This window comes from Streptomyces sp. NPDC023573, from assembly GCF_055559735.1.
The window spans coordinates 407,282-426,368 of sequence record NZ_JBVHKB010000002.1 but is presented as its reverse complement, the minus strand read 5'-3'; the positions used below and the strand labels follow the sequence as shown (position 1 = coordinate 426,368).

At 69.7% G+C, this 19,087-nt stretch carries 16 protein-coding genes; 2 read left to right on the top strand and 14 right to left on the bottom strand.

Annotated features, from left to right (window positions below; translation table 11 throughout):
- Positions 1–86: 86 nt before the first annotated feature.
- The 14 genes from ACZ32T_RS08465 to ACZ32T_RS08400 all read right to left on the bottom strand — a co-directional run bounded on the left by ACZ32T_RS08465 (position 87) and on the right by ACZ32T_RS08400 (position 16,480).
- Positions 87–479 (bottom strand): hypothetical protein, encoded by a 393-nt coding sequence (locus ACZ32T_RS08465; RefSeq protein WP_467266741.1) that lies wholly within the window; start codon positions 477–479, stop codon positions 87–89.
- On the bottom strand, positions 476–1,153 hold the full coding sequence (locus ACZ32T_RS08460) for a DUF5825 family protein (RefSeq protein WP_467266739.1): 678 nt from the start codon (positions 1,151–1,153) through the stop codon (positions 476–478). Before ACZ32T_RS08460 ends, ACZ32T_RS08465 begins: the two co-directional genes overlap by 4 nt.
- A 14-nt stretch (positions 1,154–1,167) precedes the next feature.
- Positions 1,168–3,123: a RiPP maturation radical SAM C-methyltransferase gene (locus ACZ32T_RS08455; protein WP_467266737.1), complete on the bottom strand. Its 1,956-nt coding sequence runs from the start codon at positions 3,121–3,123 to the stop codon at positions 1,168–1,170.
- An 18-nt stretch (positions 3,124–3,141) separates the two neighbouring features.
- Entirely contained in the window at positions 3,142–4,275 is a 1,134-nt protein-coding gene (locus tag ACZ32T_RS08450) for a hypothetical protein (protein ID WP_467365961.1), read from the bottom strand.
- A gap of 118 nt (positions 4,276–4,393) precedes the next feature.
- The gene (locus tag ACZ32T_RS08445) at positions 4,394–4,546 is read right to left on the bottom strand and encodes a thiocillin/thiostrepton family thiazolyl peptide (protein ID WP_078651956.1); all 153 of its coding nucleotides are present in this window, start codon (positions 4,544–4,546) and stop codon (positions 4,394–4,396) included.
- A 102-nt stretch (positions 4,547–4,648) separates the two neighbouring features.
- On the bottom strand, positions 4,649–4,804 hold the full coding sequence (locus ACZ32T_RS08440; protein ID WP_078651955.1) for a thiocillin/thiostrepton family thiazolyl peptide: 156 nt from the start codon (positions 4,802–4,804) through the stop codon (positions 4,649–4,651).
- Positions 4,805–4,897: 93 nt separating this feature from the next.
- On the bottom strand, positions 4,898–5,875 hold the full coding sequence (locus ACZ32T_RS08435; RefSeq protein ID WP_467365960.1) for a lantibiotic dehydratase C-terminal domain-containing protein: 978 nt from the start codon (positions 5,873–5,875) through the stop codon (positions 4,898–4,900).
- Complete coding sequence (locus tag ACZ32T_RS08430; RefSeq protein ID WP_467365958.1) at positions 5,856–8,516, bottom strand: lantibiotic dehydratase; 2,661 nt, start codon at positions 8,514–8,516, stop codon at positions 5,856–5,858. Before ACZ32T_RS08430 ends, ACZ32T_RS08435 begins: the two co-directional genes overlap by 20 nt.
- A 28-nt stretch (positions 8,517–8,544) precedes the next feature.
- Positions 8,545–10,464, bottom strand: a complete 1,920-nt coding sequence (locus ACZ32T_RS08425) for a YcaO-like family protein (protein WP_467266728.1) — start codon at positions 10,462–10,464, stop codon at positions 8,545–8,547.
- Positions 10,461–12,218: a hypothetical protein gene (locus tag ACZ32T_RS08420; RefSeq protein ID WP_467365956.1), complete on the bottom strand. Its 1,758-nt coding sequence runs from the start codon at positions 12,216–12,218 to the stop codon at positions 10,461–10,463. The genes ACZ32T_RS08425 and ACZ32T_RS08420 overlap by 4 nt, the downstream gene beginning before the upstream one ends.
- A 28-nt stretch (positions 12,219–12,246) precedes the next feature.
- The gene (locus ACZ32T_RS08415) at positions 12,247–12,951 is read right to left on the bottom strand and encodes a tpaF (protein ID WP_467266724.1); all 705 of its coding nucleotides are present in this window, start codon (positions 12,949–12,951) and stop codon (positions 12,247–12,249) included.
- 3 nt (positions 12,952–12,954) lie between these two features.
- A complete protein-coding gene (locus ACZ32T_RS08410) occupies positions 12,955–14,568 on the bottom strand; it encodes a tpaE (protein WP_467266722.1) in 1,614 nt (537 codons plus the stop codon).
- A gap of 41 nt (positions 14,569–14,609) precedes the next feature.
- A complete protein-coding gene (locus ACZ32T_RS08405) occupies positions 14,610–15,200 on the bottom strand; it encodes a cyclodehydratase (RefSeq protein ID WP_467365954.1) in 591 nt (196 codons plus the stop codon).
- A 35-nt stretch (positions 15,201–15,235) separates the two neighbouring features.
- Positions 15,236–16,480 carry a YcaO-like family protein gene (locus ACZ32T_RS08400; protein WP_467266718.1) on the bottom strand — a complete coding sequence of 415 codons (1,245 nt, stop codon included), beginning with the start codon at positions 16,478–16,480 and terminating at the stop codon, positions 15,236–15,238.
- Positions 16,481–17,021: 541 nt separating this feature from the next.
- Between ACZ32T_RS08400 and ACZ32T_RS08395 the strand changes: the two genes are divergently transcribed.
- Positions 17,022–17,654 (top strand): class I SAM-dependent methyltransferase, encoded by a 633-nt coding sequence (locus tag ACZ32T_RS08395; RefSeq protein ID WP_467266716.1) that lies wholly within the window; start codon positions 17,022–17,024, stop codon positions 17,652–17,654.
- Positions 17,655–17,851: 197 nt separating this feature from the next.
- The gene (locus tag ACZ32T_RS08390; RefSeq protein WP_467365952.1) at positions 17,852–19,051 is read left to right on the top strand and encodes a cytochrome P450; all 1,200 of its coding nucleotides are present in this window, start codon (positions 17,852–17,854) and stop codon (positions 19,049–19,051) included.
- Positions 19,052–19,087 lie beyond the last annotated feature (36 nt).

The window sequence follows — 19,087 nt, the reverse complement described above, 5'->3', positions numbered from 1 at the left end:
GAGCCGGCCTCGGCTGAGACCGGGTCCTACGGGCCTTCGGTGCGTGAGGCGTTACGGTGCCCCGGCCGTACGACGTGCCGCCGCGTTCACGCCGGTTCCCCGGCAGGGTCGGCGGCGGGTGCGTCCGGGTCCGCCGCCGGTGCCTCTTCGAAGGCGCGGCCGACACCGGCGAACGACTCGATCACGCTGACGCCCTCCGCGATGGCCTCGACCGCGAAGACGCTGGTGGACGTCGGCGGGTAGCCGATGATGTCGATCGCCTTGCTGACCGACAGCGGGTCCTGCATGTTGACGCCGTCCCAGAGGTACACCGCCCCCCAGTAGCCCCTCTCGGCGTCCGCGAACCAGGTCTTCATCCGCATCCCCTTGAGCGTGGAGAACGCGTCCACCGCGTAGTCACGCAGGTACTCGCGGAGGTCCTCCACCGTGGCCTTGGAGTTCTTCAGGTTCCACAGGACGATGCTGACGTACACGCTCATACCTCCCAGGAGGGCGAAGCCCAGCGCCGCAGGCGGTAGGGCGCCCACCAGACGCCGTCGCCGATCCGGACGACCAGGTGGTGCTTCTCGAACACCTTCATCGCCGTGGCCGGCACGGAGTCGCTCCCGCGGCCGGCCGCCAGCGCCTCGACAGCGGAGACGTAGGCCTCGTCGGAGACGGTGAGCCGGCGCAGACCGGCGTGGCGGCGGTCGCGGATCTGCAGATATCCGGGACCGCGACGGTAGAAGCACCGGCCGATGTGGTACCTGGCCCGCCAGATGGCCAGTGCCTCGGAGCCGCGCGGCCCCTCCACGGCCGACGGGGGGAAGAGGTGGCTGTACACCCACCACTCGGGACCGTCGGGCGTCGTGAGCTGCGCCCGCCAGTCCACTTCCACGCCGTAACTGGTGAGATCGCGGATGAAGGAGAGTATGGGGATGACGTGCTCGGTCCCCACGCGTCCCCCGAGGTCGACGGTCGGCTCGATCGATACGAACCGCCCGCCCGACTGGTAGATCCGGCGGGCCTCGTCCGCGATGTCCGCACCGAGCACGGCGTCGCCGAGGTGCATCCCCGGCAGGACGCGTACCGCCGCGTCTCCGTGGCGCCACATGCTGAACCGGACGTCGGACCCGCCGCCGGGGAGGGTCGTGGTCTCGTGCATCGTCGTCATGGCGGCTTCGCCTCTCACACTGCTGCGGACTGGGCGGACACTGCGGGGCGGTCGGTCTCCGGCCGCGCCGCCAGCGACTGGCCCACCCGGATCTGCATGAACCTCTGGTTACGGTCCCTGGTGACGACGTGGATCAGGCGGCCGTCGTCCGTGAAGAGCAGCCCCAGCTCCATCCACCGGTCGATCACGGAGCTGATGTCGGACGTCCCGAACCGCTTCGTGCACTCGCGCTGGAGGTATTCGAGCTTCCTCGGCTGGTCGAGCATCTGGAAGAGCGCGATCTCGACCTCGGTGGTGAGCTGGACCACGTCCCAGTCGAAACCCGGCCGGGTGTTGGTCAGCGTGATGCCCTCGTCGGTCTCGAAGTACGACAGCTGACTGTGCCAGTGGGCGTCGCGCCACTCGTTCATGCTGGAGCGCAGGGTCCACGCCATCTCGTTCCCGATGCCCTTGTGCGTCGCCTTGAAGATGTAGGCGATGTCGAAGAGTTCCTTCTCGGGCAGGTCGTAGGTGAGTCCGTACTGGGGGGCCGCCCACCGCTCGTCGAAGCCGAGCGAGGGGTTCTCGAAGTACGGGGCGAAGCGCTGGACGGCGAGCCGGTCGTCGCCGCCGGCGGGCTCCAGGTGGTGCAGGACGGGGAACTGCTCGATGATCTTCGAGTAGTCCTCGTCGGTCTCGCCGGGGAAGCCGTAGAGGTACGCCCACGCGACGGTCAGGCCCAGCGACTCGGCATCCCGGAGCACGCGTACGTTCAGGCAGCCGGAGACACCCTTGTCCATGAGCTTCAGCACCTTGCTGTTGAGGCTCTCGATGCCGGGCTGGACGCAGACCACCCCCCCCTTCGCGATGATCTCCAGCTGCTCGTACTTCATGTTCGCCTTCATCTCGTACATCAGGCGCAGGTCGAGGTCCGCCTCGGCGAGCCGGGGGAGGAGGGAGTCCAGGTAGGACATGTCCAGGATGTTGTCGACGATCATCACGTCGAGGATCTTGTGCCGTTCGGTGAGCGTCACGAGGTCGTTGAAGAACTGCTCGGGCCGCTTGCTGCGGAACATCATGCTGGCGCCGTTGAGACCGCAGAAGGTGCAGTGGTGCTTCTCGCCCCACCAGCAGCCGCGGGAGCTCTCCAGGACCAGCCGGGGTTCCAGCCAGAACCGGGCATGCGACTTCCCGAACTGCGCGACGTATTCGTCGTAGTGGGGCATCACCATCGCGGCCGGCGGCAGCGGCTTCTTGCTCACGGGGTTGTGCACCGAGGTGCCGCTCCCGTCCCGCCAGCACAACCCGGGCACGGCCTCGAAGGACGCCTCTTCACCGTTCAGCGCGCGCAGCAGGCCGGGCCAGGCCAGCTCTCCCTCGCCGCGGACCACGTAGTCGACGAAGTCGAAGTTGCGGTGCAGCGCCTCGCCCATCGACCCCTCGCAGTTGGCGCCGCCGAACACGGTCAGCGTCTCCGGTGCGAGTTCCTTGACGCGCCGGGCCACCGCCATCGACGCGGTGAGCGTCTGGAAGGTGGTCGTGAAGCCGACGACTTCGGGCTTGCCCGCGACGATCCGGCGGGCCAGGTCGTCGGTGAACTCCTCGACGTGCTCGTGCAGCCAGAGCGTGGTCCGCATCCGGCGTTCCTCGCTCGTGCCGTGCGCCAGATCCTGTCCCTGGTCGGCCTCCGCCCGGGGGCCGAATTGCTCCAGGAACTCCGGGACCTTCCACTTCGGGTCGTGATAGAGGGCCGAGGAGAACACCCAGTCGCCGGTTCCGATGTAGCAGCTTTCCAGGTCGTAGTACCGGTAGTCCTCGTAATTGAATTCGGGCACACGGGACGTGACCCAGTCCACGAAGTCGAGGTTTCCGTAGATAACATCTACCTCGGCGTCGGGAAATTCCTTGAGAGTGAGGCTTTTGAGCAGACCGAGAGCCACTGAGGGAAACCCGATCGGGCTCCACGGAACATTGACGAGAGTAATGCGCATGGTTCGCCCCCGCAATTTCTATTTCTGCTTGACGATGGCTTCAACGGATTCATGGTGCGCCTGATGAAGGCGGCTGGTGGTGACATCCTGTCGGGTTGCCATCTCCTGGGCGACGGCGTCGAGTCCTTGCGCCAGCTCTTCGGTTGATTTTCCTGCGACTTCCTCGTTGGCGCGCGCGAGGACGTAGCAGAACAGATATCGCTCGGCCAGACCGAATCCCATCGTGTGGAGGCAGCTGTACAGCAGGCTCGCCTGAATGCGGTACGCCAGGAAGTCCGGGCTCCGATGCAGCAGGTCCGACATCTCCGCGGACAGCTTCTGTGCGTGGAAGCTGCTGGGCGACATCTGATCGTCGTGGTTCTCGTTGAAGTCGTCGAGAGTGGGGCCGAAATGGGTGATGCGGCCCGCTCGGCACTCCTCGCGCAGCGCTGCGAAACGAGCGCCCACGATCTCCGCCCAGGCCCGGGCCGGCTCGTCGCCGGGTACGGCCTCCGGTGACGCGGCGCAGCCGCGGATGAACTCCCGGGCGTGCGGGCCGAGCCTGTCGTAGTACGCGGCGCAGCGGCGCTCGAAGGCGTCAGGGTCCTTGGCCATCGCGTTCTTCGCGCCCTCGTAGTGCGAGCGGTAGCTGAGCATCCGCAGGCTGAGCAGTTCACCGAAGCCGCGGGAGGACACCTGCCGCTGTTCGGACTCCCGCACGGTGGCTGCCGCGTTCGCCACCATCAGGTCCAGCGCCAGCGTGTACGCCCTGGCCGTGTCGTCGCCCATCGACGAGACGCTCCGGACGAGAACGGGCGTCACGGCGCGGTACAGGGCCTTCGCGGCGGCGTCGAAACCGTCCCCGCCGATACCGGAGTTCCACAGCGGTGAAGGGATCGCCTCGTAGGGGATCTCCGTCACGGTCGGCCGCAGGCCGCGGGCGTCCGTGGCGCGTCGGACACGGTCACGTGCCTCGTCGGCGCCGGCCGTGTCGGACTGGAGGCTGACCTGGAGACAGTCGACGCCGTCCGTCCGGTCCCAGGTGCGAACGAAGTAGTGGTCGCCGGGCCAGGGCGGTTGCCGCGGCCCGAAGAGGTCGGTGAGGAGACCGCGGATGTTCCGTGACAGAGCCGCGTCACCTCTGTCGAGGGGGATCGTCACGAAGACATGCATGCGTACCTCCATCGGTCACGACGCGCCTGTCCGCGGGGGCAGGAACCGCTGGGTGTGTCACCGCCGACGGGGGGCGTACTGCGCGAGCCCCCCGTCGGCAGTGGTCTCGTGGTCCGGGTCAGGACGACGAGGACGTCGAGCTGCATGCGCAGGCGGTACCCACGCACGATGCCGCCATGACCTGCGACAGGGTTTCGTTGTCGCGGCCCAGCTCGTCGATCAGATCCGAGATTTCCAGAGCGTTCAGGTCGAGCTCTTCCGAAGAATTCATCGGAGTCACTTCCCTTGGGTTTCCAGTTCCCGGGTTGTCACGGCCGGCGGGTGTGCATTCGGTGAATGAAACCCGCCGACCGTGACGAATTTCGTTGTCCGGTCAGGACGACGAAGACGAGCACGAGCTGGTCGTACAGCCCGTGGTCGTGGTCGAAGCTGCCATTGCCTGCGACAGCGTTTCGTCGCTGTAGTTCGAGTCCTCGATGAGGTCCGAGATCTCCAGCGCGTTCAGGTCGAGCGATTCCACTGCGTCCACTTGGAACACCTCCTTATGCGGTTTCTGATACCTAAGCATCGTACCGAGGGACAACGGGATTTGTAGAGGGAAAAGCAATCAGGCCGAAAAGAGTCACGAGTGGAGTCTCGCACTCCGCTCGGTTTCGACAGGGGTATCGATCTTGAGTTCGGATAGTGCCCGGCGGATTATGTACGCCAGGAATGCCTCCGCGACCGGCAGGATCCCGAGACGGTTGTTGGTGGTGTGTATGTAGTTGGCCAGGCAGTGGGCGTACGGAGTTCCTTCCAGGACAAGCTCCGCGACGTCACCGTCCGCTGATCTTGGTTGCGCCTTCCTGGCGGATCTCAGCGCCTGGGCGTAGATGTCGTGAAAGACATCGGTGGATCCGTCGATCCAGACCGCCCGGCACAGCTCCTCCACTTTCGAACGAGTCCTGTCGTAGATTTTTGGCCAGTTCTCGTCGTAGCCGGGCGGCACCCAGCTGCGCCAGTCCTCCTCGTACCGGCCGAGGAAGTCCTGGCTTTGCGCCATGTCCAGCCCGGACCCCTTGAGGGACATGGCCATGACGCGCAGGGCAGGTCCCGTAGGCGAGGACGCGAGCTGGCGGTCCGACAGGGCGGCGAGGAGGCCGAGGGCCGCGTTCGACGTCGAACGGAAGAGCTCCTCGGCGATGCGCAGTCCCGTGGCGCCGCCGTACTTCGCGGACTCGGGTGAGTAGACGGCCGCTTCCACGGTGCCCGCCGCCCTGACCTCTTCGGGTTCCGCCCCTTCGAGTGCGGCCAGTCCGGGCTGGTGGGAGGACTGCTGCGCGTACTCGGCGCGCTGCTCCGCGTCGAAATCCGGCATCGCCGCCGCCAGCCTGCCGCGTACCGACTCCACCACCTGCTCCGACACGTCGTGGAGCCGGAACCTGATGTGCGGGCCCCCCTGCCAGTACCGCAGGTACCAGAAGCGGTCCTGCACTCCGGCCTCGTGGACGACCGGGCGGATCACGTCCCGCAGGAAGCCGGGCTGCAGCGACATCGGCAGGTAGACGTGGAGCGGCGACCACGCGCCGGCGTGGGTGCGTTCAGTCCCTGTAGAGCTCAACGAAAAACTCCTCTGCTGCCGCCGGTCCGGGACCGCCGTACTCGTCGGGGGCCGGAATGCACTCCCGGATGGACACGTAGACGTCGTCCCGCGTCAGCGCGGACTTGGCGAAGCTGCGCACCAGGTACGGGTTGCGGAAGTCGACGTACATGGGCTTGTGGACACTCGCCCGGTGCAGGTGGCTGAAGTCGGCCCAGTCGCGGGGGATCTCCTCGACCAGCCCGGACAGCAGGTTGTACTCGTCCAGACGCTGCGTCAGTACGAACACGTGGCGCGGCAGACCCCTCGCGCGGCGCCACTGGTCGAAGCGCAGCAGCGCCGGGTACGAGTCCTTGCTCAGCTCGGACAGCTCGGGGATCTCGCGGGCGGGCACCGTCCAGGTGCGCCGGCTGGCGACCACGTCGCCGACCATCAGCCGCGGCGACGAGTCCGGGTAGCCGCGATGCCCCATCGCCCGGCCGATGTCGTCCATCGGCGCGTAGTTGTACCGGATCGTCGGACTCAGCACCTCCATCAGGTTGTAGAGGACCGGGACCACGACGGGGAGCAGGAAGTTCATCGGCGCCAGGTGGACGCGCTCGTCGCGCTCGGGGTCCCACAGGAGCAGCCCGCGGTTCTCGTGGTCGATCCGGATCGCGAGCGTGTCGAGGCTGTACGCCTTCAGCTCCGGCGCGGTGGGCCAGGTGCCGGGGTAGTTCAGCACCCGGTCGGTGAGGGGCGGGTGCAGGTTGAAGTTGAGCCCGGCGACCATGTTGAGGTCCACCTGCCCCGGGAAGGCCTTGCGCAGGTGCTCCCTCACGGCGTTCCGCAGCGTCCAGCCCTCGGCGGGGGAGCCCTCGACGAACGACGCGAAACGCGAGAAGTACACGCCGAATCCGGTCAGGACGCCGTTCACGACGACCTCGGGTGAGCGGCCGCCCCCGGCGAACTGCACGCGGAAGGTGATGGAGTCCGGGTCGACGCAGTCCTCCACGCCCGAACACGCCGCGGTGACCGCCTCCGGCGACAGCCGGACCACGCCGTCCTCGGGAACGCACTGCTTGCCCAGGTCGATCAGGGCGCGGGTGCGCTGCGCCACGAAGTTCCCCGCCGCAGGGGAGGCATGGCCCCAGAACACGGCGTCCTGCTCGGTCTCCGACAGCTTCACCAGCTGCTCGCAGAAGGTGAGGAAGGGCACCGTCTCGCGCTCGCCGAAGACGGTGGACGCGAAGTGGTAGACCCCCAGCCGCTTCGTGTGTCCGTAGTCGAGCAGCGACGACAGCCGCCACAGACTCTCCAGCGCCGGGACGTTCTCCGTCACGGCTGACTGGCTCCAGGTGGCGGGCGGGTCCGGCGTCCACAGGTCCTCGTACGCCGGCGCCCGGGAGATGTCCGCGGGCGGCGGGTCCATCTCGCAGACCTCGGCGACGTCGGTGAGGGCCTGCCCGGCGGCGCTCAGCAGCAGTCCCCGCTTCTGCGCGGGGGCGTCGGACAGCTGCGTCTCCAGCTCCCTGAGGGTGTCGAGATGACCGCTCAGGACGGACACCGGCGGGGTCGTCCTGGCGCGCAGGACCTCCGCGAACCGCTCGGAGTAGTCCGGCGCCTGCTCGTCGAAGCCCGGACTGACGTACAGCAGCTCGATCCGCATCATGGCCCGCAGGGCCTTCCGGCTGGTCGCGTCGCTGCCGGTCAGCGTGGTCAGCGCCGCGAGGACCTCGGGCACCGTCGCCGTGCCCGAGGACAGGACGTGCAGCAGGCAGTCGACGACCTTGTCGCGCTTGAGCCGCACGACCGCCTCAGAGAGGCCGTGCTCGGAGGAATCGGGGATCAGCCCGATGAACTCGATCCTGTTCTCGTCCACGCGCAGTGACGAGTTCAGCAGCACCTTGCACAGATCGATGCCGCCGTCGACCCGCCGCAGTCCGGCGGCCAGCCAGTTCACCAGCACCCGGTTCAGGGTGGTGGTCGAGTGCGTACGGGACTCCGGCACGGCGCCCACGGCCTGCGGCAGGTCGGGCGGGAAGGCCCCCACCTCGGTGAACCGGCCGAACGGCGACGGCTTCAGCGCGGCACGGTAGGCGAAGTTGACCAGCGACGATTCGAATACCCGGGCCCGGCTCGGCTTGACCTGGCCCATGTCGCCGGAGGTGTACCGGCGCAGACTTTCGTACAGCTGGTCGCCGGAGAGCTGGATGCTCCGGGCCATCGAGTCGTGGTCGAGGATCCGGGCGAAGCCGGCGCGCGCGACGCGCATCCTGTCCTCGAACTGCGCCTGCGCCTCTTCCTCGCTCCGCCGCGCCCGCCGTACGAGGTCGAGCCACTCCTGTACCGCGGCGAGCGTGTCCGCGTCGAGGTGCGGCTCCACGAGCCCGACCCGCCGGGCCGCAGGCTCCGCGCGCCGGTTGAAGACGTCACGGCGCAGCCGCACCAGCTCGGCTCGCGCGGACGGGGCCACCTGCGGCACGAGCACGGACAGCCGGTCGGACAGTTCGCCCGCCCGCCGCGCACAGTCCTCCTCGAGCAGGCGGCTCTCCTCGATGCGGGCCCAGGGCCCGTCGAACCGCAGGTCCTCCAGCGCGGCCACGGGCAGCCGGCTTCGCCGGAACACCACATAGGGACTGACCCGCGCGGTGGGGTTCAGTGCAGACTCATCCGATCGCACGAAAGGTACTCCTCGTCTCACCAGCGGGCTAGGCAAAGGGGTGGGGCGGAACGCCCGCCGGAGTCATGTCGTCGGGCAGCAGGGAGGCATGGGGCAGCGACCCGTCGTGGAGCCGTGGCAGCCCTTCGAGCCGGCGGGTGCCGTGCCCGAACGTCATGGGCACGCAGCCGGGCACGAAACTGCGGGTGCAGACCAGTCCGCGCCAGCGCAGCTCGGGCGTGGTGACGTCGGCCGCGTACGCGTACGTGCCGGTGGCCTCGATCCGCGCCCGCACATGGTCGAGATCCTTGTCGAGGGTGCCGAACGCCGGGGCGGACGCCGCCAGTTCCGTCAGGGACAGCTCGGGCCTGTCGGGCGTGTCCAGGAACGCGTACCACTCCCGGGACGAGGGCAGCGCACCCAGCAGGCTGTGATCGTCCATCTCGACCAGCGCGTCGAAGTCCTCCGCGAGCCGTTCCCTGTGCACCGGGTCCTTGTCGAACACGTGCCGCAGGGACGCCACCCGCGCGGACACTTCGAAGATCGCCGACTCGGCCGCCGCACGCGGGTACAGGCTGGTCGCGGTCGACACGAGGGTGCAGGGCCCCGTCTCCGCGTCGCGCTGGGCGAGAGCCAGCACCACCGGGATGTCGATGTCCTGCGTCGCCCAGAAGAGACGCACCCGGAACCCCGTCACCACCTCGACGCGGTCCATCAGTTCCCGTAGGTGGCTGTCGCCCGGCCCCAGCACCAGTTCGGGCAGCAGCAGCTTGCGGTACCAGGTGAGCAGGAACGCGTCCCGTTCCACGATCTCGAACAGCCCGTGCAGCGTCGCTTCCTCGTGGCTCTGGCCCAGCGCGAAACCGTTCGACGTGTCGTAGAAGAACGGTTGGCGGGCCCCGATCCGGCGCACCCACGACAGCGCGACCTCGGGCAGGTACCGGGCAGGCCCGTCGCCGAGCGGCGTGAGAGGAACCCACTCCACCGTCTCGGCCGGGCCCAGGGGGGCCCAGAGGAAGCCCTCCCGCGCGTACTGCTCGGCGGAGTGCTGTCCCAGGGTGCGCGGGTCGATGCCCCGCTCCCCCAGCTCCGCGAGCGTGGCCTCCACGGTGCCCTCGACCCGCTGGTGACAGAACCCGGCGTGCCGCTCCAGGCCTTCGAGCACCGCGGTCGTCCGGCTCTTGTCGAAGCTCAGGCTGCGCCCGATCCCGGGCTCCAGCATGCCGTTGCCCAGCGGCAGGCCCACCTGCGCCTGCGGCAGCGGGCCGTCCAGGTCGAAGAGCGGTTCCCGGAACATCGAGTGCGGTCCCAGGTAGTCGGCCGTGAGGGTCGTCGGCAGCGGACGCCGGGCCCGCAGCGCCCCTTCGGACTTCTCCAGCAGCTCGGGCACGGCACCGAAGGCGATCGTGGTCGTCGCCGTGGGGGTGCGCACCGGGCAGCCCGTCCGCGGGGGTACGTGTCCTTGTCGCACCGCGCCGCTCGCCCGGTCGATCGTGGCGAGCGCGCCGCCGGGGGAGGGCGCCCGCAGGAGCAGTACCGCGAGCCGGGTGACACTCGCGCGCAGTGCCGGGCCGAGCTGTTGCCAGAACACGTCGCCGTGCGCGGCTCCCGAGGCCCCGGTACCGGACATCTCCTCGTACGGCAGCTCGGCGGATTCCACGCTCCTGCTGAGGAACCACGCCAGGCACTGCGGGCATCCGCCGTCGCCCTCGTGCGCCAGGTCGTGGACCAGGACGTGAACGCTGCCGCACCACAGCAGTACGGCCAGACCGCGCCCCGACCCGTTCTCGGCCGTGTGTACCCGGGCGGGGCCCGTCAGCGGCCCGAGGAGCACCTCCGCCGGCTGCGGGGTGCCGGGGGCGGCGGACAGGGCGGAGACGAGGTCGGCCGCCTGCGGGCCGCTCCGTCCGGCGGCCGGTGGCACGGGCCGCCCGGTGGCCGGCGGGGCGGTCTGCGGTCGGGCACTCATAGGACCTCCACCAGTCGGGCCTTGCCTTGCGCGAAAGGAACGGTGTGCGCCGTCACCTCGGCGTACGCGGGCCGGTCGATGTGCTGCCACACCTCCGGCCAGGTGCGGAAGTGCGGGTTGAGCGGGACCACGGCGGCGGCGTCGTTGACCAGGCCGAGCAGTGCCATGGAGACCGCCTCCGCGTAGCAGGCGCCCGCGCCCCGCACCTCCGGGCGGCCGTCGGCACGGCCGGTGACCCGGTGGACGCCGTCCGGCAGCCGGGTGCCGGACCACTCCCACACCTCCCCGCCACGGTCGCGTCCGACGGCTCGCAGGATGTACCGGCCGAATCCGGCGCACTCGCCGTGCCCGAGGTCGTCGTCGGTCAGGCGCTGCCACATGACCGCGTCCGCCGACTGTGCCAGCGAACGCTTCAGCAGAGCGCGGTAGAGCGCCTCGTTCGTCGACCACCCGGCGCCTGCCCCGGGGCGCGCGTACCCCTCCAGCGTGTTCAGCGCCGCCTGGTAGATCGCCTCGCGGGGCGACAGGGCGGCGGTGGTCAGCTCGTGGGTCCGGCATGAGCCGGCAAGCCCGACGAGGGACGTGGACGTGGCCCGCCCGAAGGGGACCTGCGAAAGGTCACCACCGTCCAGGTACCGGAAGGGGCCGAGGAATTCGTCGGTCCAGCCGCGCAGGGTGGCGATGATCCGCTCGTGCACGTCGTCCAGGCGGCTGTCGTCCTCGGGGCTGACGATGTTTCTGCGGACCAGCACCTCGCCCGGGTCGTCCGCGTCGTCACCGGCGGCCGGCGGCGCCACCGCGCGGTGGCAGCGGCACCCCGCCGCCGGCCACGCCGGATGCGTCTGCACCGTCGGCACGTCCGTGGTCAGGGGCATCGACAGGGCCGCCGCCGCTTCCGGGTGCCCGCCGAGTCCGGCGCCACGCAGGTAGACCGCGTGGATCAGCGCCGCTGCGAAGGCGTCGTCCACCGCGGGGGACGCGGGGCCGGCGGGCGCGGTACCGCCCGGGGAGGCGGCCTCGGGCGAGGGCGCGGGCGTACGGCCGTACCGGCACAGGCACTCCCAGCAGCCGGTCGTGCTCGCGTCGGACCACAGGAGCCAACGGCGTCCGTGCGCTTCGCCCACGATGCCGTGCGGAACACCGCGTCCGAGCAGCGAGTCCTGCAGCCGCAGGGTGTGCTCGTACGGGAGACCGTCCGCGTCGACCACGACCAGTCCGGCGTTCTCCCACCAGGGCGTCACCTCCGGCGTCTCCTGCGCCGCGACCGGGTGGAACGCGGTCTCGGGGCCGGACAGCGGCGCTGCCTCCAGCAGGCGGCGCAGCCGGTCGAGCCACGCGGGTCGGCCGTGGAGGTGCAGGGAGGTCGCGAGGACGCGGTCCAGTGCGCGCACCGGCTCGTCCGTCAGCTGGGAGAGGTACGGAATCAGCCACTGTGACGCCGGACCCCTGTCGCCGGCCTGCTGCGACAGCGGCGCGTCCAGCACGGTCACGCACCGGCGCGCCACCAGCGCGTGCAGGACGCGCGAGGCCGCGGGGCGAGACCCGGCCGGGAACTCCTCCAGCAGCTCACCTTCGGTACGGCTGCCGTCCGACCGGCTCAACAGCGTCGAGACGACCTGGAAGGCGGACACTCCCTTCACGGTGAACGAGGACGTGCCGACGCCGACCCACGCGCCCTGCTTCGTCCGCAGCGTCGAGACGTCGGGCCGGGTGAGAGGGACACGCCCCGCCGATGTGAGACTCCCAGAGGACATCGATTCACTCACTTTCGGGAGCCGGCGGTCAGGACGCGGGGTGGGCGTAGGTCGCGGACAGCAGCGGGTGTCTCGTCACACCGTCGCTCTGGATCAGGTTCCGGACGGCCGCGCCGATGAAGCCGCCGAAGACGGTGCCGGCGATCCTGTCGGACTGGCAGCGCAGGTGGAAGTCGTAGAGGGCCATCGAGGCGCGCACCGCGCACAGGCGGAAGCCGTGCGATCCCGTCCAGGAGTCCGCGGCGTCGAGATTGGCGCAGACGGTGACGATCCCGGCCCCGTCGGCGAACTCCCGCTGGATGCCGAGGCGCTGCGGGTCGCCGACGGCCGAGGCCGGGGCGATGAACGAGGCCTCCCGCGCGGTGACGCGGTAGACCCCGGCCGGGCGGCCCTCGCTGCGCAGCGCGAAGACGAACGCCTCGAGAGGGCCGCAGGCCTCGTCGAGCCCCCAGTCGTCGGCGTCGCGCACCAGTGCCTCGCGCACCCACCGCAGGATCAGGTCCGTGCGTACGGGTGCCTCGCCGTACTGAAGGGTCGACCGGCGCGCCTGGAGGGTTTCGTGCAGGTCCAGGGCCTGGCCGGAGCCCGTCGCCTGTGCCTCGGCATCGAGATCGACGGGTACGGCGTCCGCGAACGGCAGCAGCGAGCGGTCCGCCGCCAGGCCGTCGCCGGACCGGGTCCGGTCGGCGAAGGTCTCCAGCAGGGGCTCCATCATGGAGGGGTCGGTACGCACGGTTCAGCCCACCTCCATGACGGCCGTGATCGGTTCCTCGGTGGGGGAGAGGCCCAGGTATTCGCTCAGGGCGCGGTCGTCCCAGTCCGTGACGAGCGAACGGGGCAGATTCAGCCGGTCGGCGACCTTCCGGGCTGCGGACAGGGCGACGCCGCCGTCGCAGAAGGAGATACGGAGCCCGAACGTGCCGTACTTGGAGCCCATCTTCGGCAGGTTGGCGGTGACGACCAGCAGGAGCGGCTTCTCGCCCGGCAGCGCCTCGCCGGTCAGCCGGGCGAGGTCGTGGTCCCCCTCGCGGTACGCGTACCCGCCCACCGGCAGTACGGACTCGTCGCGGCTCACCACATAGGCCGTGGCCGAACCGATGTTGCCGCCCGCCGCCGTCCACCGCTGCACCCAGCCGTCGGACCGCCGGCGGATTCCGAAGGCGACCGCGAGCATCAGGGCGAGGTCGGCCGGCCCGCACTCCGCCGGGTCGGCCGTGTGCGCCGGCGTTCCCGCCAGCCGCGACACGTCCGCCGCGGGCAGCGGCACCCGCGGGCAGCTGGGCCAGTCGCGGAACTGCCACTGGAGGTTCATGTTCTTCGAATGGAAGTGGGCCAGGTGCCCGTTGGTGTCGAGGAACTCGCGCACCGGGAGGGCGATCGACGCCTCGTACACCGCGGCGGCGGGCGGCGTGGCCGCCGTGGGACCCTCGCTGAACGAGCAGGTGGGACACCCGGGGCGGGTGGTGCTGGGGCGGTAGCGGGTCGCCAGGGTGGTCAGATCGACGATGCCGGCGTCGAGCGGCAGGTAGGTCCGGACCGAGCGGGAGGAAAGGGCGAGCACGTGGTGGGCGACCATGCCCGCGACGAGGTCGTGCGCCTGGTCGGGGGGCCCGTCCGGCGGCGCGTCCCCTTCGTCCGCGGCGCCGCACTCCAGGCACGGGGTGAACGCGGGGTCCACGTACGGGCCCAGTGTCATCGATGTGCTGTCGGCGCGTACGCGCAGCAGGGGCCGTCGCTCCACCCAACATCGGTGCCGTAGTGCGGCGAGACCGGGGTGGGAGTCGCTGGTCTCGAAGAAGACGACGAGGGAGCTGTCGCCGGCCGGCAGTTCGTCGAGGTCGCCCACCACCTCGCACACGCCGTCCAGACAGTCCGCCGTGGTCTTCGCCAGGACGCCGTCGCCCGCCAGGTGCACGGTGGTACGGCCCAGTCGTGCCGCGGCGTCGGTCCAGGACGGGTTCACCCCGGTGGAGTTGCCGAGCCGCGACAGGAGGCAGGCCAGCTCGGGAGTGATCGCCGAGGCCGGGTATGTGCCGGTGCCCTCCTCCAGGGCGCCGGACGCCCAGAGCAGGGCGAGGGACTTGAGGACGATTCCCTCGGGCAGATCCACCGAGGTGGCGATGCCGGGCAGTGTCGTGGCCCCGTCGCAGGCGGCGACCAGCCGGCCGAGATCCTCGCGCGCGAACCTGCCGGTGAAGGCCTGCCGCTTGTCGGCCCCGTCGAGCATCAAGGACTCTCCTGCCCGGCGCAGCCGGACGCCCTTACGCAGTACGGGCAGTCGCGGGACCGCGATCTGCTTGTCCCGGCCGGCGGCCCGCCCCAGGGCCTCCGCCTTCAGCTCCACACCCATCGAAAAGTTCCTTCCCCCATGGCGATGACGTGACGTACGGCTCAGACGAGGCGTGCCAGTGCGTCGGCGCCCTCCCGCCGGCTGCCCCATCTGGCGCCGCACCTCGGACAGCGGTCCACGGCCACCGTCGCCGCGGTCGAGACCGTTCCCCCGACCAGGTCGAACGTCCTGACCGTCGCGCCGAGTCCGGCCGGCCCCGTGCGCAGTTCGGCCGTGGCGAGGTTCAGCAGACCGTGGGCGACGGCGAGATGCATCCGGCCGAAACCCTCGGGCAGGCCCCGGGTCGCCGCGCCGAGGTCACCGCTCCGCGCGGTGTCCTGGTGCTGTTCGGCGCGGCGCAGATGGCAGGAGTAGCAGGCCGTGGCGCCGGGGATGACGGCAGGGCCGCACACGATCCTGGTCGGGAGCAGTTCGATGCCCACGGTCGGGATGCCCCGCTCGAACCCGAACCGGTCGAGGTCGTCACGCAGTTCCTCGTCCTTCCCGGAGTGCACGGCCACGATCATCGCGGCGCCCGACAGCCGGTCTTCGTCCGGGAGTTCACTGCCGCTCACCCGGATCCAGGACGGGGGCCGGTATGCCTGCGCGTACTGCTCGCCGAAGGTGTCCCGTACCAGGTACAGACAATCCACGAACGGTTGGGACACCTGCTCCTCCTGTACGCCGGCTACGCGGCCGGCTGCGGTTCCGGATTCAGTGACTGCTCGGCGCGGCTCTCGTGTCCCATCGCCGTCGGCGCGGTGTAGAGCCGGGGTGTGCCGAGGTAGCGCTCGCTGTGGATGAACGACAGCGGCATGGCTTCGGGCACGAGCACCTTGACGGCGTGCATCCCCACTTGCCGTGCCTCGTCCGTGGTGATGTCGACGACGAGCGTCTCGGCGCCGCGCGCGGCCAGCTGGGACACGGCGGTCGCCAGCGGGTCGGTCCCGGCGGACAGATCGGGGAGTTCGTCGAGCCGTCGCAGGTCGCGCTCGCCCTCCAGCAGGTGCCGGAAGACGTGCCGTCGCTCCGCCGACGCGTTGTACGCCGCCGAGCCGACGACGCTGACGGTCCCGTCCTCGGGCCGCCGCGCCGGACCGGTGGCCAGGCCGGCGCGCAGCGCCACCCGTACCGAGGCCAGCTCGCGGTAGAGCTTGCCCACGGCGCGCTGCGGATCGATGTCGCACGTCGCGCCGACGATCTGTGCGAGCTGGTCCTCGTGAGGCGACAGCTGTACGGCGTACACCACGGGGATGCCGAAGTCCGTCGTCGCGTCGAAGAGCCGGACGTCGAGGTGACGCCGGGTCCCGGCCGTGTGGCAGGCGCGTGCGGACGGCTCCAGCAGCTCAGGGTCGACCGCGATCTGCGGCAGTCGCAGGCGCTGGAGCCACGCGAGGGTCAGCGCGTCCCGCTCCACCACCTCCAGCAGCCCGCCGAGCACCGCGCTGCGGATGTCGGAGTGGACGGCCGCTCCCGTGGTGATGCCGCGGGTGAAGCGTTCCGAGGGCGACTGCGGTGTCATGTGCAGGTACACCGCGATGGCCGGTACGAGGGTGGGGCGGCGCCGGGTGAGCGACCAGGCCCGTACCCATCTGATCGGGACGGCCGGGTCGTACGGGATAAGGCCGCAGTCGTCCTGGGCGAACTCGTGCGCGGAGCACACGGGCCACCGCGTCGGCGACACGAAGTCCTCGTCGAGTTCGTCCTCGGCGGCGGTGAGCAGGTCGCCGTCGTGCCAGGAGCAGATCGAGTACCGCTCCAGGGCCTCGGCGATCGAGATGAGCCGGGCCCGCTCGCCGGTCAGCGCGCTGCCGGCGCCGTCGAGGTTCCCCGTGTCTCCGCTGCCGCTCCAGCTCCGCATTCCGTGCAGAACTTTCGACAGGTCGCCGATGCGGGAAACACGGACGGCGAAGTCGGGATCGCCGTCGGCCACGGGCAAAGCCGTGGTGCGGGATACCAGGCCGTACGGGGATACCAGAGACGCTATCCGTTGTAATTCAGTCTTCTCGGTATCCACAGTTTCTCCCCAAGTGGTGGGAATCCCCGGGCCCGTCGTCGGCCGCCGTCGTAAAGCGTCACCGAAGGAATCTTGCCTGTCAAGGGTGGTTCGTCACCGGGTAATTCGGTGACTCGGGGTGATTGGCGCAGCTCAGGGCAGGTGCACTCGATAGGGGGGATTGATGTGTGGCTGGCTGGGGAAAGACGCTGTGACCACGGGTTTGATCTGTTGTCAGGGATCTGCCGCAACGACCGCGCATGCCGCGGCACTTCCGCGAGGCCGTCGCACGGACGTCTCGGAGGGGACAAGACGGAGTCTGGCCGATCACGGTTCTTTCTGGCAGAGTCCCTTGGCACGAAGTGAATCCGACTGATCCGCGTGCACTTCACGCCGCATGTCGATGCATGGGAACTGGCCGTGATGGAAAATTTTCGGCCAGCTCGGGCGTGGGGTGAATTGGCAGGGGGAGTACGACGTGATCGACGTGGCCAGGGAGAACGAGCGGCTTCGCCACCTGTGGAAGGAGTACGCGCCCCGCTACGACAGTGACATGGTCCGTCTGGAACGCATGCTGCTGGACGACGGGCGGGCCTGGGCGTGCGGCCAGGCCAAGGGGGACGTCCTCGAAGTCGCCATCGGCAGTGGCCGGAACATGGAGTTCTACCCGGACGGGATCTCGGTGACCGGCATCGATCTGAGCCCGGAGATGCTGGATCTGGCCCGGAGCCGGGCCGCTGAGCTGGGCCGTGAGGTCACGCTGCGGGAGGGCGACGCCCACGCGATGCCCTTCGAGGACGACACGTTCGACACGGTCGTCTGCACGCTCGGGCTGTGCAGCGTGCCCGACTACCGGGTGGTGATCGGCGAGATGTACCGCGTGCTGCGCCCCGGCGGGCGGCTGGTGCTGCTCGACCATGTGGGCAGCCACATCCGGCTGGTCCGCTGGTGGCAGCGCACGCTGGAGAAGGCCATGCTGCGCCAGTGCGGGGACCACCAGACCCGCAGGCCGTTCCCCCTGGTCAAGCAGGCCGGATTCCTCATCGAGCACCGGGACCGGCGCAAGCTGGGCGTCGTCGAGCGGGTCGCCGCGCGCAAGCCCCTGGCATAACGCCCGCGGCACTGCTTCCGTCCGACGGGCAGTGCCCGCTTTTCGGGCAATGAAACGCAATGCCGTGCCGCGCACCGAATGCGACGTGACGTGCGCCGATAACGCATGGCTCGGACCGGGCGGGAAGACCGACTTTGCGCGTGTCCGCTTTTTCGCATGCGGGTCCGTACTTACGTTCTAGCGAAGGATGACCGGACATGACATCCGTGGCAGACACCTGGGGCATTCACGAAGCACAGTTCTGGCTGCGCGGCCAGGCGCCGGAAGCACCGGTGCGCTTTGACCCGCAGGCCGGACTCTGGTGCATTTTCGGTTATCGGGAAGTGCAGCACGTCCTGGCCGACCCCGTGACGTTCTCCTCGAACACCCAGCGCCTCGTGCCCCCGGAAATGCGGGAGGGCGCTGACGAGTTCAGTGAGGGCAACCTCATCCAGATGGACGCGATGGGACACAAGAAACTCCGTGGGCTGATCAGCCACGCCTTCACCCCGAAGGTGGTGGCCGACATGGAACCGCGTATCGCCGCCCTGACCCACGAACTCCTCGACGCCGTGGCCGACGGCGACGGCATGGAATTGGTCAACGACCTGGCGTATCCGCTTCCGGTCATCGTCATCGCCGAACTGCTCGGAGTGCCGGCCTCCGACCGGGACAAGTTCCGGGACTGGGGGACCGCGCTGATGGAGAGCACCCAGGAGTTCTCCTTCGTCGAACGGACCGAAGCACAGAGCCGGCGGCTCCAGGAGGCCATGCAGCAGGTCGGGAAGCTCTCCGCCTATCTGCGCGAACACGTCGTCGACCGCAGGAAGAACCCCCGCGACGACCTCATCACCAAGCTGGTCCAGGCCGAAGTGGACGGTGAACGCCTCAGCGACAACGAGGTCGTCAACTTCTCTAACGTGCTGCTGATCGCCGGGCACATCACCACCACGATGCTGCTGGGCAACTCCGTCCTGTGCCTGGACAGCCACCCGGAGTGGCTCGCCAGGGTGCGCGCGGACCGCGGCCTGGTGCCCGCCGCGATCGAGGAGTCGCTGCGGTACTACAGCCCCTTCGCGGGGACGGCGCGTGCCACGACGGCCGAAGTGGAAATCGGCGGCGAGCGCATTCCGGCCGACTCCCTGGTGGTGACCTTCCTCGGCGTGGCGAACCGCGATCCGAAGGTGTTCACCGACCCCGACACCTTCGACCCGCTGCGCGACCCGAACCCGCACATGGCATTCGGCCGGGGGGCGCACTTCTGCATCGGCGCGCCGCTCGCACGGCTGGAGGGCAGGGTGGCGCTGAACATCCTGCTGGACCGCTTCCCGAACCTGCGCAGCGATCCCGACCGGCCGCCCCGGTTCCTGCCGAGCCTCAGCATGACCGGCCCCAAGGAACTGCCGCTGCTGTTCTGACGTCGAGACCGGTGCGGACGGCCCGTCCGCACCGGG

Excerpts from the sequence above, each read along its gene's own strand:
- ACZ32T_RS08465 (WP_467266741.1), bottom strand. The coding sequence starts at position 479 with ATGAGCGTGTACGTCAGCATCGTCCTGTGGAACCTGAAGAACTCCAAG.
- ACZ32T_RS08460 (WP_467266739.1), bottom strand. The coding sequence starts at position 1,153 with ATGACGACGATGCACGAGACCACGACCCTCCCCGGCGGCGGGTCCGAC.
- ACZ32T_RS08455 (WP_467266737.1), bottom strand. The coding sequence starts at position 3,123 with ATGCGCATTACTCTCGTCAATGTTCCGTGGAGCCCGATCGGGTTTCCC.
- ACZ32T_RS08450 (WP_467365961.1), bottom strand. The coding sequence starts at position 4,275 with ATGCATGTCTTCGTGACGATCCCCCTCGACAGAGGTGACGCGGCTCTG.
- ACZ32T_RS08445 (WP_078651956.1), bottom strand. The coding sequence starts at position 4,546 with ATGAATTCTTCGGAAGAGCTCGACCTGAACGCTCTGGAAATCTCGGAT.
- ACZ32T_RS08425 (WP_467266728.1), bottom strand. The coding sequence starts at position 10,464 with ATGAGTGCCCGACCGCAGACCGCCCCGCCGGCCACCGGGCGGCCCGTG.
- ACZ32T_RS08420 (WP_467365956.1), bottom strand. The coding sequence starts at position 12,218 with ATGTCCTCTGGGAGTCTCACATCGGCGGGGCGTGTCCCTCTCACCCGG.
- ACZ32T_RS08410 (WP_467266722.1), bottom strand. The coding sequence starts at position 14,568 with ATGGGTGTGGAGCTGAAGGCGGAGGCCCTGGGGCGGGCCGCCGGCCGG.
- ACZ32T_RS08390 (WP_467365952.1), top strand. The coding sequence starts at position 17,852 with ATGACATCCGTGGCAGACACCTGGGGCATTCACGAAGCACAGTTCTGG.